Origin of the sequence: Nonomuraea recticatena (assembly GCF_039533245.1) — a bacterium.
Lineage (GTDB): Bacteria > Actinomycetota > Actinomycetes > Streptosporangiales > Streptosporangiaceae > Nonomuraea > Nonomuraea roseola.
The window spans coordinates 80,124-92,695 of record NZ_BAAATE010000016.1 but is presented as its reverse complement, the minus strand read 5'-3'; the positions used below and the strand labels follow the sequence as shown (position 1 = coordinate 92,695).

At 67.9% G+C, this 12,572-nt stretch carries 12 protein-coding genes; 5 read left to right on the top strand and 7 right to left on the bottom strand.

Going from position 1 to position 12,572, the window contains the following annotated elements; translation table 11 throughout:
• Positions 1–8: 8 nt before the first annotated feature.
• Positions 9–185: a hypothetical protein gene (locus ABFX50_RS27975; RefSeq protein WP_183653220.1), complete on the bottom strand. Its 177-nt coding sequence runs from the start codon at positions 183–185 to the stop codon at positions 9–11.
• Between the two features lie 77 nt (positions 186–262).
• Between ABFX50_RS27975 and ABFX50_RS27970 the strand changes: the two genes are divergently transcribed.
• The gene (locus ABFX50_RS27970) at positions 263–1,006 is read left to right on the top strand and encodes a deoxyribonuclease IV (RefSeq protein WP_346150313.1); all 744 of its coding nucleotides are present in this window, start codon (positions 263–265) and stop codon (positions 1,004–1,006) included.
• A gap of 63 nt (positions 1,007–1,069) precedes the next feature.
• Here the strand turns inward: ABFX50_RS27970 and ABFX50_RS27965 are convergent, their stop codons facing one another.
• The 4 genes from ABFX50_RS27965 to ABFX50_RS27950 all read right to left on the bottom strand — a co-directional run bounded on the left by ABFX50_RS27965 (position 1,070) and on the right by ABFX50_RS27950 (position 6,563).
• Positions 1,070–2,116, bottom strand: a complete 1,047-nt coding sequence (locus ABFX50_RS27965; protein WP_346150311.1) for a mannosyltransferase family protein — start codon at positions 2,114–2,116, stop codon at positions 1,070–1,072.
• A complete protein-coding gene (locus ABFX50_RS27960; protein WP_346150309.1) occupies positions 2,116–3,444 on the bottom strand; it encodes a glycosyltransferase family 87 protein in 1,329 nt (442 codons plus the stop codon). Before ABFX50_RS27960 ends, ABFX50_RS27965 begins: the two co-directional genes overlap by 1 nt.
• Positions 3,441–6,035, bottom strand: a complete 2,595-nt coding sequence (locus tag ABFX50_RS27955) for a transglycosylase domain-containing protein (RefSeq protein ID WP_346150307.1) — start codon at positions 6,033–6,035, stop codon at positions 3,441–3,443. The genes ABFX50_RS27960 and ABFX50_RS27955 overlap by 4 nt, the downstream gene beginning before the upstream one ends.
• A 141-nt stretch (positions 6,036–6,176) precedes the next feature.
• Positions 6,177–6,563 carry a DUF5318 family protein gene (locus ABFX50_RS27950; protein WP_346150305.1) on the bottom strand — a complete coding sequence of 129 codons (387 nt, stop codon included), beginning with the start codon at positions 6,561–6,563 and terminating at the stop codon, positions 6,177–6,179.
• A 133-nt stretch (positions 6,564–6,696) separates the two neighbouring features.
• On the opposite strand from ABFX50_RS27950, the gene ABFX50_RS27945 reads away from it, so the two are divergent.
• Together ABFX50_RS27945 and ABFX50_RS27940 are read left to right on the top strand one after the other, a co-directional pair.
• Positions 6,697–7,269: a PadR family transcriptional regulator gene (locus tag ABFX50_RS27945; protein WP_183653205.1), complete on the top strand. Its 573-nt coding sequence runs from the start codon at positions 6,697–6,699 to the stop codon at positions 7,267–7,269.
• A 12-nt stretch (positions 7,270–7,281) separates the two neighbouring features.
• The gene (locus ABFX50_RS27940) at positions 7,282–8,361 is read left to right on the top strand and encodes an inositol-3-phosphate synthase (protein WP_183653202.1); all 1,080 of its coding nucleotides are present in this window, start codon (positions 7,282–7,284) and stop codon (positions 8,359–8,361) included.
• Positions 8,362–8,578: 217 nt separating this feature from the next.
• On the opposite strand, the gene idi is transcribed toward ABFX50_RS27940, so the two are convergent.
• A complete protein-coding gene (gene idi / locus ABFX50_RS27935) occupies positions 8,579–9,163 on the bottom strand; it encodes an isopentenyl-diphosphate Delta-isomerase (RefSeq protein WP_183653200.1) in 585 nt (194 codons plus the stop codon).
• A 117-nt stretch (positions 9,164–9,280) separates the two neighbouring features.
• Here idi and ABFX50_RS27930 point away from each other — a divergent pair, with 117 nt between their 5' ends.
• Positions 9,281–10,576 carry an MFS transporter gene (locus ABFX50_RS27930; RefSeq protein ID WP_183653196.1) on the top strand — a complete coding sequence of 432 codons (1,296 nt, stop codon included), beginning with the start codon at positions 9,281–9,283 and terminating at the stop codon, positions 10,574–10,576.
• Here the strand turns inward: ABFX50_RS27930 and ABFX50_RS27925 are convergent.
• Positions 10,536–11,966: a CCA tRNA nucleotidyltransferase gene (locus ABFX50_RS27925; protein WP_346150301.1), complete on the bottom strand. Its 1,431-nt coding sequence runs from the start codon at positions 11,964–11,966 to the stop codon at positions 10,536–10,538. The genes ABFX50_RS27930 and ABFX50_RS27925 overlap by 41 nt on opposite strands.
• A gap of 81 nt (positions 11,967–12,047) precedes the next feature.
• Between ABFX50_RS27925 and ABFX50_RS27920 the strand changes: the two genes are divergently transcribed.
• Positions 12,048–12,557, top strand: coding sequence for a YbaK/EbsC family protein (locus tag ABFX50_RS27920; protein WP_346150299.1), 510 nt, complete (start codon positions 12,048–12,050; stop codon positions 12,555–12,557).
• The last annotated feature ends 15 nt before the right edge of the window (positions 12,558–12,572 follow it).

The following is a 12,572-nucleotide window of genomic DNA, read 5'->3' as shown; positions in this document are numbered from 1 at the left end:
TGAGCGTTCTAGCCTACGTGGAGGTCTCCGCCGAGGAGGATGACGAACCACAGGAAGGTGGCGAGCAGCGCTTCGGCCACGTCCTTGAGCAGGGCGGGGGTGATGTAGTCGTAGATCCAGGCCACGTAGAGGCCGACCAGGATGTAGATCAGGAACAGGAAGCTACCTATGCGATAGCGAGACATCTCTCGCGCTCCTATCGTCGGGGGGCTGCGCCTCGACTGCCCTTTTGCGTGCCCGGCAAACGGATACTGTGGATCGCATGGTGCGCATCGGAGCTCATGTCGATCAGGACGATCCCGCCGCCCACGCGGCCGAACGCGACGCGGAGATCGTGCAGTTCTTCCTCGGCGACCCGCAGGGCTACAAGGCCCCCGTCCTGCCGGACAAGCCCGTCGAGGGCGTCGACGTCTACATCCACGCGCCCTACCTGATCAACGTGGCCACCACCAACAACCGCATCAGGATTCCCAGCCGCAAGCTGCTGGAGCAGCACCTCAAGGCGGCCGCGAGCCTCGGCGCCAAGGGCCTGATCGTCCACGGCGGCCACCTCAACAAGGACGAGGACCCGCAGATCGGCTTCGACAACTGGCGCAAGGTGTTCGAGCGGATGGACTGCCCCATCCCCGTCCTGATCGAGAACACCGCGGGCGGCGACAACGCCGTGGCCCGCAGGCTCGACAGGATCGCCAGGCTGTGGGACGCGCTCGACGGGTTCGACGTGGGGTTCTGCCTCGACACCTGCCACGCCCACGCGGGCGGCGAGGAGCTCGTGGACGTCGTCGACAGGGTCAAGGCCATCACCGGCCGCATCGACCTGGTCCACTGCAACGACTCGCGCGACGCCTTCGACTCGGGCGCCGACCGGCACGCCAACCTGGGCCAGGGCCAGATCGACTCCGAGCTGATCCTCGAGGTGTGCCGCAGGGCGGGCGCGCCGATCATCGTGGAGACGCCATTCGCAGGTCAAGCCGATGACATCGCCTTCCTCAGGAAGAATCTCTAAGGGAAATACACAGCCTGTGGATAACTTCCATGGATTACTTCGCGGCGGAAGTGGGTAAAGATCTCAGCCGGCCCAGGCGCCGGTGAGGAAGCGCAGGGCGTTCAGCACCATCAGCGGGCCGAGAAGCAGGCCGTACCCGATGATCCATCGAACGGGCAGCCTGGCGATCAGCACCCACAGCGGGAACCACAGCAGCAGCGAGCGCGGCACGGACAGGTAGTAGGCCGAGGTCAGCAGCGCGCCCGCCTGCAGCCCGCAGTAGACGAACTCGCTCCACCTGCGCGTGGCCAGCAGCCAGACCAGGACGGCGACGGCCACCACCGCCCCCGCGATCTCCATCCTGAAGGCGACGGCGGACTCCCCCGCGGTCATCGCCGACTCCCACGTCGTCTGCCACGCCCGCCACGGCCAGACCAGCTCCCTGCCCCAGCCCGCCTCCTGGGCGTGCTTCCACGCCAGCCAGTCGCCGGTGAGACCGCGCAGGTACCAGGAGTAGGCGATCAGCGGCACGAACGGGATGACCAGCCACGGCAGGTCCCGCTTGTGGGGCCTGCTGAACGCGAACTCCACGATCAGCGCGACCGCCAGGAACAGGCCGGTGATGCGGATGCTCGACGCCCCCGCCGCCAGCAGGACGGCCAGCGGCCACTGCCTCCTTCGCGCGGCCAGCCACGCGGGGACGGCGAACGCCAGGAAGAGGGATTCGCTGTAGCCCGCGGCGAGGAAGACCGCAGTGGGGAACAGCACCATCGCCACGACGGCCAGCTCGCCCGAGCCGCCCTCGAACTCGGCCAGTCTGGCCAGCGCCACCGCCGCCACCCCGCCCGCCACCAGCGAGATGAGCAGCCCGCACAGCGCCCAGTCGTCCACCACCAGATGGACGAGCCTGAGCACGGCGGGCATCCCCGGGAAGAACGCGGGGAGCCCGGGATCGCGCGCCTGCGCCGGATCGCCCCTGTAGCCGTACTGGGCGATGGTGACGAACAGGCTGGCGTCCCACTGCTTCCACCTGGACAGGTAGTCGCGCCCGCCGACCAGCCACGGCACGGCCATCAGGCTGACGAGCAGGAGCCCCAGGCGGGAGCCGGTCCAGACGCCCAGAGCCCGCATCAGGCGAGGGAGAACCTGTCGGGTGCCCGATCGAAGACGCCGCCACCCTGGTCGTCGATGCCCGCCTGCCGTACGACGTCCTTGTCGGGACGGAGGATGTCGCGCACCACGAAGGCCATCATGATCAGGATCGTGATGACGCGGCCCCAGACGGCGGTGAAGTAGACGTCGTCACCGATGCCCAGATGCCTGCTCGACTCGTCCTGGTAGAGCAGGTAGAGCCAGATCGCGAAGAAGTACCAGACCTCGGCGACCTGCCAGAGCGCCAGCGGCTTCCAGTTGGGCCTGGCCAGCACGGCGAACGGCACCAGCCACAGCACGAACTGCGGCGACCACACCTTGTTCGTCATCATGAACGCCGCCAGCGCCAGGAAGCAGATCTGCGCCAGGCGCGGCCGCTGCGGCGCGAGCATCGTCAGCACCGCGATGCCCAGGCAGAGCAGTCCCAGCGAGAGCATGCCGAGCAGGCTCGGGTCCATCGTGCCGAGGATCGGCCAGCCCTTGCGCTCGAAGAACAACCACGGCGAGCCCCAGTCGATGCCGCGCTCCTGGGAGAAGACGTAGAAGCGGCGCCAGCCGTCCCATGCCAGCAGCATGAACGGCACGTTGACGACGAGCCACGCGGCCACGGCCGCGGCCATCGAGACCAGGAACGGCCGCCACTTCCAGGTGCGCAGCGTGAGCAGGAACAGCGCGCCCACGAACATCAGCGGATAGAACTTCGTGGCGATGGCCAGGCCGAGCAGCACGCCCGCGGCCACCTGACGTCCCCGCGACCACGCCAGCAGGAAGCCCATGGACAGCGCACCGGCGACGAGGTCCCAGTTGACGTAGGCGGCGAGGATCACGGCGGGTGCCAGCGCGTACCACAGCGCGTCCCACCGGCGTGAGGGCCCCGCGACCGCGGCCATCAGCAGCACCCCCACCACCAGGCAGAGCCCGAGCAGGACCACCGTGATGTCGTAGAAGTAGACGGCCTGCGCCGCCGCGGCCCCGTCCAAGGCGGCCTGGCTCGAATCGGCGGGCGGCGCCAGCCAGCGCGCCACCCAGGCGATGACCTGCATCACCTCGCCGAGCACGACCGGGTACTCCACCTGCTTCTCGAACGCCACGTCGGCGAAGTAGGGGTTCTCCGTGACCAGCTTCCGGTCGAAGTAGAGCGGGTAGATGTCGGTGTAGCAGAAGTTCGCGTACGTCTGGATGGAGTTGTTCCAGCCACCCGTCCTGCAGGGCAGCTTCCACACGTAGGCGAGAACCGCTCCCAGGGCCGCGAACAACCCCAGGGGCAGGTACGGCACCAGCCGTGCCGTCAGCAAGGGCCGCGTCATTCCTGGTCGCGCCTGGCGGGGTCGGCCATGGGGTCAGGAACGACGGAGCCGCCGCCCATCGGGTCCTCCTCCTGGCCGACGTCACCGAGCCTGTCGGCGTCGGTGGTGCCGTCCTCGGGCAGCCCGTCGCTGTCGCTGTCGCCCTCGCCACAGCCGAGCAGGCCGCAGTCGGTGTCGTCGTTGCCCCACGGGTCCTCGGGCGTGCCGAACGGGTTGCTCGGCGTCGGCTTCGGGGTGGGCGTGGGCTTGGTGACGATGTTCTCGGGCTGGCCGATGCTCGCCTTGGTCGGGAACTGCTCGATCTCCTTGCCCTCGTGCGCGGCGAGCATGAAGGCGCGCCACACCTCGGTGGGCGGACCAGCGCCCTCGAAGCCCAGGCTCACCTCGTAGGCACTGGTGTAGGGCTTCTGCATGGAGTACTTGGAGTTCTTCTTGCCGTCGGACCACGGGCAGTTGGAGTGCTTGGGCGGGACGACCTTGCCCGACTTCGTCCTGCACTCCTCGCGGTAGAAGCCGACCGCGGTGGAGATCTGCGGGGTGTAGCCGACGAACCAGGCTTCCTTCTCGTCGTTGTTGGTGCCCGTCTTGCCTGCGGCGGGCCTGGAGCCCAGGCCCTTTCCTGCGGCGGTGCCGTTCTTCAGCACCGCCTGCATCGCGACGGTGGCGTCGGCGGCGGCCTCGGCCGAGATCACCTTGCGGGGCGTCTGCCTCTCGCGCACGACCGGAGTCTTGTCGGCGGTGTCGACCTTCTGGATCACGTGGTAGTCGATGTGCTTGCCGCCGTTGGCGAAGATCGAGTATCCCGCAGCCTGCTCGACGGGCGACACCAGGGCCGAGCCGATCGAGAAGCCGTAGGTGTGGTCCTTGATGTCCTGTTCCATCCGCTTCTCGCCGAGGCCGGCCTCCACGGCGATCCGCTTGACGTCCTCGAGCTGACCAGGGAGTTTGTAGGCCATGGAGACGTAGGCGGTGTTGACGGAGTCGGCGGTGGCCTTCACGACGTCGACGGCGGGGCCCACGTTGTGGCTGTTGCGGTAACCGCCGGGCTGCTGGCCGGGGATCACCTTGGGCACGGTCTCGTTGCCGGGGACGTAGCTGTTGAGGCTGTAGCCGGCGTCGAGCCAGGCGGCGAGCACGTACGGCTTGAACGCGGAGGCCGCCTGCTTGTAGGACTTGAAGGCGTCGTTCCACGGGTCGGTCAGGTAGTTGCTGCCGCCGTAGAAGGCGAGGACCCGGCCCGTCTTATTGTCAACCGCAGCCAGACCCGCGTGGTACTCCTTGGACATTCTCTTCAGGACGCCCTCGGCCGCAACCTTGGCGTCCTTCATGAGCTTTCTGTCGAACGTCGTGGTGATCCTGTAGCCACTGCGCTCGACCTCGTCGCTGGAGATCTGGTACTTCTCCTTCAGCTCCGCCAGGGCCGCCTCGACCATGTAGCCCTTGACCCCGGCGAGCTCGTTCTTCTTGCTGGCGGCATCGACTTGGGGGTACTTGGCCGTCGTGGGCAGGCTGGCGTACTTCTGCGGGAACTGCTGGGCCATGTAGTCGATGACCGTCTTCCAGCGGTGTTTCAGCCTCGGGTCGTTGATTTCCCAGTTGGGCTGCTGGATGCGGGCCGCCAGGTAGGCCGCCTCCGCGGGTGTGACGTTGCTGGCCCTCTTGCCCTTGCCGAAGTACGCCTCGGCTGCCGCCTCGATGCCGTAGGCACGTCCGAAGTTGACGGTGTTGAGGTAGTTCTGAAGGATCTGCTCCTTCGAAAGCTCCTTGTTCAGCTTGACCGCGACGAAGATCTCTTTGATCTTCCGCTCGATGGTCTGCTCCTGGCTGAGGCCCTGGTAGTAGTTCCGGGCCATCTGCTGGGTGATGGTGGAGGCGCCCTGGAGCTGCTGGCCCGTCGCGGTGCTCCACACCGAGCGCGCCATGCCGGAGAGCGAGATGCCGGCGTCCTCGTAGAAGGTCTTGTTCTCGATCGCGACCGTGGCGTCCTTCACAGCGTCGTTGATGTCGCTGATGTCGACGTTCCTGCGGGGCGTTCCCCAGCGGGCGATCTCGGTCTTGCCGTCGTTGTAGTAGATGATGCTTTCCTGAGCCGTCGCCTCCACCTGCGCCGCCGTGGGCAGGGGCGTGTTGGCGTAGCCGACCCAGATCATGGCGAAGACGCCGGCCGCGACCACGACCATGCCCGCCATGACGATCTTCCAGTTCGGGATGAACCGTTTCCAGCCGCGGCCGCCCTTGCCTTCACCACCGCCGCCGCCACCACCGCCACGGCCCGGGCCCTCGGGGCCGCGCGGTCCGCGTCCACCACGGGAGCGGCGAGGGGCGGGACCGCCCGCCATGGTCTCCTCCATGGCACGGCTGCGGGTGGCCGGGCCACCGGTGGGGTACTGCGCGGTCTGCTGAGGCGGCGCCTGCTGCGGGCCCGACGGCTGCCACGTGGGCTGCGGACCTGACGGGCCCTGCCTGCCGGGAGATCGCTGAGGACCTGAGGGGGCGGGCGGCTGCGCGTCCATGGCCCCGGTCTGCTCGTAGGCGGCCTCGGGACGGCGGGCGGTGCCCCAGCCGGTTTGCGGCGGCTGCGAGGCGGGCACAGAACTCGAGCGACGGCGCCTTCCCTGGCGAGCCGTCCCCTCGGGGCGCGGTGTGCGTCCGTTCGGTTCGGAGCCATAGCTGCTGTTACTCAACACGTCCTCGCATCGTCGTCGTCGTGCACGGCGGGCGCCGTCCTCGGTTCAGGTGGTGCCGACGGTGTCGGGCGGTCCGTTGCCGAGGACGTTGGAGACGGTCAGGTGGTTCCAGGAACAACCTTGACAGACCTCGACCGCGTAGACCCGGAACTCCACGTAATCATGGGCCATGTCGCGGGGCTCTGACGTGGGCTTTGCCCGACCGGCATGTCGCCCCGGGGAATCCCCGTAGACATAGGTCACGTTGGTGACGTTCTTCCTCTCGCACACCGGGCAGGGGCGTTCGGTCGATCCACCGAAGTGCCGGGCGGCGCGAAGGAGACAGGGCTGTGCGTCACAGATCTCCCGGGCGGAAGCACGGCCTGAAGGGCGTGGGCGCAGTGCCGCGCGCTTCGCCAGCCCGTAGTCCACCACCCTCCTCTGTGACCACATGCGCGCCAGACTACGGCTTTTTACCGATTGCTCCCAACCTCTTGGCAAAACCATTAATTGCAGCGATATAGCGCGGCGACGTATCATCAGGATGTATCGACTCGATACATCGACGCGAGAGGGGGCGGTTCCATTGGCCAGCGGGCAGGGCAGAGTCCTGGAACTGGCCGTGCTCGGGTCGCTGCACGAAACCCCGCTCCACGGCTATGAGCTGCGCAAACGGCTCAACGCCCTGCTGGGTATGTTCAGGGCCTTCTCCTACGGCTCGCTCTACCCGTGCCTGAAGTCGCTGCTCGAGCAGGGGCTCATCGCGGAGGAGCACCCCACCGCGGTCACGGGGCGATCGAAGATCGTCTACAAGCTCACCGCGGAGGGCAAGGAGCGGCTGCAGGAGTTGCTGACCCAGGCGGGCCCTTCCGCGTGGGAGGACGAGAGCTTCGGCGTCCACTTCGCCTTCTTCCGCCACACAGAGGCCGAGGTACGGCTGCGCATCCTCGAAGGACGTCGCAGCCGGCTGGAAGAACGACTCGACGGCGTCCGCACCGCGCTCGCCCGAACGAGGGAGCGGCTCGACAGCTACACCCTCGAGCTGCAGCGTCATGGTCTGGAGTCGGTGGAACGCGAGGTGCGTTGGCTGAACGAGCTGATCGCCACAGAACGCAGGGCGTCGCAAGAGCCCGCGAAAGATATGTCATCAGATGAGTAAGGAGCGAGTGCGATGGGTTCGGTACGCGTAGCCGTTGTCGGTGTCGGCAACTGCGCGACGTCGCTGATTCAGGGCGTTCACTACTACAAGGACGCCGACCCGGACACACGAGTGCCGGGTCTGATGCACGTCAAGTTCGGTGAGTACCACGTCGGCGACATCGAGTTCGTCGCCGCCTTCGACGTGGACGCCAAGAAGGTCGGGCGCGACCTGTCCGAGGCGATCGTGGCGAGCGAGAACAACACGATCAAGATCACGGATGTGCCGCCGACCGGTGTCATCGTCCAGCGCGGGCACACCTTCGACGGTCTCGGCGAGTACTACCGCGAGATCATCGAGGAGTCCGACGAGCAGCCGGTGGACGTCGTCCAGGTTCTGAAGGACGCGAAGGTGGACGTCCTGGTCTCCTACCTGCCTGTGGGTTCGGAGGAGGCGGACCGCTTCTACGCGCAGTGCGCGATCGACGCGAAGGTCGGCTTCGTCAACGCGCTTCCCGTGTTCATCGCCTCCGACCCCGAGTGGGCGGCGAAGTTCGAGGAGGCCGGCGTCCCGATCGTCGGTGACGACATCAAGTCGCAGGTCGGCGCCACGATCACGCACCGCGTCATGGCCAAGCTGTTCGAGGACCGCGGGGTCGAGCTGCTGCGCACGTACCAGCTCAACTTCGGCGGCAACATGGACTTCATGAACATGCTGGAGCGCAAGCGCCTCCAGTCCAAGAAGGTGTCCAAGACCCAGTCGGTCACCTCGCAGATCCCGCACGAGATGGCCAAGGCCGACGTGCACATCGGCCCGTCCGACCACGTGCCGTGGCTGGACGACCGCAAGTGGGCCTACGTCCGCCTCGAGGGCCGCTCCTTCGGCGACACCCCGCTGAACCTGGAGTACAAGCTCGAGGTCTGGGACTCGCCGAACTCGGCCGGCATCATCATCGACGCCGTGCGCGCCGCGAAGATCGCGATGGACCGTGGGATCGCGGGACCGATCCTGTCGGCTTCGTCCTACTTCATGAAGTCGCCGCCGGAGCAGTACTCCGACGACGAGGCGCGCGACTACGTCGAGAAGTTCATCCGCGGCGAGGTCTCTCGATAGACATCCCGTACGGCACGCCGACGTAAGCGCCGACGTCTCCCGCTGGTCGAGGTCCCTCTCCGTGCGCTACTCCAGCGGCACGGGGTGCTCTCTCCAACGGCGAGACGTCGGCGTTCGTCCGTGGTGTGACCCATCCTGGGGCTTGCGTGGCTGGAATCACCCAGGGGCCGACGTCTCGCCGTGACGGCCTCGCCACGCGAGAAGCCGGGGCGGCGGGTCAGCCGCGGGCGGCGGGCGGCAGGTCGGCGACGGGGGCCGACGGCCACGTGAGCGGGTCGGCGCCGAGGTCGTCGAGGAGCGGCACCTGGTCGCGGCACCACGGCGAGATGGCGAGCAGGCCCGACATCACGCCCGAGGTGAACTCCTTCCACGGCATCCACAGCACCTCCCCCACCTCGTCGGGGTTCGGCCTGGCGGCGGCCGTGGTCAGCACCCGGTAGACCGGGCAGAGCTCGTGCTCCACGATGCCGTTGCCCATCACCGCCCGGTAGGAGAAGCGCGGCAGCACCAGGTCGACGCTCTCCACGACCAGGCCGAGCTCGTAGGACAGCCTGCGCAGCACGGCGTCGCCGAGCGGCTCGCCCGGCAGCGGGTGGCCGCAGCAGCTGTTGGTCCACACGTCCGGCCAGGTGATCTTGTGGGAGGCCCGCCTGGACAGCAGCACCCGCCCGTTCTGGTCGAAGACATAGCTCGAGAACGCCAGGTGGAGAGGGGTGTCCGGGCCGTGCACCGACGTCTTGGGCGCCGTGCCGATCGCGTTTCCCTCGCTGTCGACCAGCACCACGTGTTCGTCAGAGGTCACAGAAAGTAGCGTACGTGATCATGACGTATCCCTGGAACACTTTTGCCTACCTGTCACACCAGCTATCTCAGGGTTGACCCCGATGTTCGGACCGTGGACGGCGGCTAGGCTGACGTCGTGTCTTATGCCGCCGATCTCCGCACGGTCCTGAAGGGGCGCGACTTCAGACGGTTGTTCTCCACCCGGCTGGTCTCGCAGTTCTCCGACGGGATCTTCCAGTTCGGCGTCGTGGGTTTCGCCTTCTTCAGCCCCGAGAAGCAGACGACCGCCCTCCAGGTGGCGATCGGCCTGGCGGTGCTGCTGCTGCCGTACAGCGTGCTCGGCCCCTTCGTCGGCGTCTTCATCGACAGATGGTCGCGCCGGCAGATCCTCGTCGTCGCGCCGATCGTGCGCGGCGCCCTGCTGCTGGTCGCGGCGACCTTCGTGGCCACGGGCCTGCCGGACGAGTTCTTCTACGCGGTCGCGCTCGCCGTCCTCGGCGTCAACAGGTTCTTCCTCGCCTCCCTCGGCGCCTCGCTCCCCCATGTCGTGCCGCGCGACCAGCTCATGATGGCCAACGCCGTCACGCCCACCTCCGGCACGGTCGTCACCTTCGTCGGCGTCGGGTTCGGCATGCTGCTGCGCTCGGTGTTCGGCAGCGAGGCGGCCGGCACCGCGCTGCTGCTGGCCACTTCGGGCGTGGTGTTCGGGCTGAGCGCGCTGATCGCCCGCACGATGCACCGCGACCTGCTCGGCCCCTCCTACGACCCCGACCGCCCGCAGGCCCGCGAGGCCATGCGCAACGTGGTCACCGGGCTCGCCGACGGCGCCAGGCACCTGATCCACCACCGCGCCGCCGCGGCGGCGATGGGCGCGATGGCGACACACCGCTTCATGTACGGCTTGGCGACCGCGATGGGGATCATCCTCTACCGCTACTACTTCACCAACGGCGACGCCGAGGCCGCGCTGTCAGGCGTCAGCGTCGTGGTGGCGACCTCCGCCGTCGGCTACGGCCTCGCGGTGATCATCACTCCGTGGGCCACCGACCGCTTCACCATCGAGCGCTGGGTGCCGATCATGCTGGTCACGGCCGGCGTGCTGACCGCGATCCTGGTCATCCCCTTCCAGCCGTGGGGGCTGTGGATCGCCGGCTTCGTGCTCGGCGTGACCGGCCAGAGCGTCAAGATCTGCGCCGACACCAGCGTCCAGCGCGATGTCGAGGACGCCTACCTCGGCAGGGCCTTCTCCATCTACGACATGCTGTTCAACGGCATGTACGTGCTGGCGGCGGCGCTGGCCGCGGCGATCCTGCCCGCCAACGGCAAGTCGCTGGTAGCCGTCGCGATCATCACGATCGGCTACCTGCTCGGCGCGGTGGTCTACCGGATGGTCACGCCGACTCGCGTGACCACGCCAGCAGAGCCTCAGTAGCGGCGTCCTTGCCGATGAGGCCCTTGTCGAGGCGCAGCTCCAGCAGGAACTTGTAGGCCTTGCCGATCACGGGCCCCGGGCCGACGCCGAGGATCCGCTGGATCTCGTTGCCGTCGAGCTCGGGCCTGATCTTGGCCAGCTCCTCCTCGTCGGCCAACTTGGAGATGCGCTCCTCGAGCTGGTCGTAGGTGCGGGAGAGCGCCTGCGCCTTGCGCTTGTTGCGGGTGGTGCAGTCGGCCCTGGTCAGCTTGTGCAGCCGGTCGAGCAGCGGCCCCGCGTCACGCACGTAGCGGCGCACCGCGCTGTCGGTCCACTCGCCGGTGCCGTAGCCGTGGAAGCGCAGGTGCAGCTCGACCAGGCGGGCGACGTCGGAGACGACGTCCTTGGGGAACTTCAGCTCCGACATGCGCTTCTTGGTCATCTGCGCGCCGACCACCTCGTGGTGGTGGAAGGAGACCCTGCCGCCCTCCTCGTGGCGGCGTGTCTTCGGCTTGCCCACGTCGTGCATGAGCGAGGCCCAGCGCAGGATGCGGTCGGGCTTGCCGTCCTCCTCCTGGGCGATGGCCTGCTCCAGCACGATCAGCGTGTGCTCGTAGACGTCCTTGTGCCGGTGGTGCTCGTCGATCTCCAGCCTGAGCTTGGGCAGCTCGGGCAGGACGTGGGCGGCCAGGCCCGTGTCGACGAGCAGGCGCAGGCCCTCACGCGGGTGCGCGCCGCAGATCAGCTTGTCGAGCTCGTCGCGGATCCGCTCGGCGGAGACGATCTCGATGCGCTCGGCCATCGCGGTCATCGCGGCGATCGCTTCAGGAGCGACCGTGAAGCCCAGCTGCGAGGCGAAGCGCGCGGCGCGCAGCATGCGCAGCGGATCGTCGTCGAAGGACTGCTCGGGCGTGCCTGGCGTGCGCAGCAAGCCCGCCGCCAGGTCGCGCATGCCGCCGTAGGGATCGACGAACTCGTGCGTGGGCAGCCGCACCGCCATCGCGTTGACCGCGAAGTCTCGGCGCTCCAGGTCGGCCTCGAGGGTCTCGCCGTACATGACCTCGGGCTTGCGCGACTTGGGGTCGTAGGACTCGCTGCGGTAGGTGGTGATCTCCAGCAGCCAGCCGCCCTTGCGCACGCCGACGGTGCCGAAGTCGATGCCGATCGTCCAGACCGAGTCGGCCCAGTCTCTGACCAGCTCCAGCACCCTTTCGGGCCTGGCTTCGGTGGTCAGGTCGAGGTCGTTGCCGATACGGCCCAGCAGTATGTCGCGCACCGACCCGCCCACCAGGGCTAGCTCGTGCCCTCGAGCGGCGAACAGCTCGCCGAGCTCGTTCGCCACTGGCGCGATCTTGCGGGAGATCTCAATTGAGTCGGACAAGCTGCATAGGTCCTTCTGATTGCGGAACATATCCCCCGAGCCACACAGGGTCCGGGTTACCGTCGGTCAGAGACCGTCGGGGGCCCATGGAACGAGGCTAGGAGCTCATCTATGAAGGACGCTCTCGCGATCCACCGCTGGCTCCTCGCACACCAGGTCCATCATGAGATCGTACGCCTTCCGCGCCCCATGAAGTGCGCGGAGGAACTGCCCGCGACGATCGGCGCCGAGCCCGAGCGGTGCGTGGCGGTGACGGTGTTCGAGGCACGCGCCAGACTGGGCCGCGAGGTGGTCGCCTTCGTCTCCACCGTCGCCCACCCGCCCTCTCCTGGCCAGGTCGGCAGGCTGCTCAGGGTCAGGAGCGTACGGCCGGCCCCCGCCTTCGTGGTCAACGCCACCACCGACTACGCGGCGGGGCTCGTCTCCCCGCTGCTGCTCCCCCGCGACCTTCCCCTCCTCGTCGACGACCGGCTCACGGGCGACGGGGGCTTCCTTTTCACCCCCACGGGCGAGCGCCGTACCGCGCTGCGTCTGCACTCGCTCGACCTGCTGCGATCCCTGCCCAGCAGGACCATCGAACTCCCCGCAGAAGCCCGGGAGGCGGTCGCGGTCCGGCACTGAGCCCGTACCATGGCG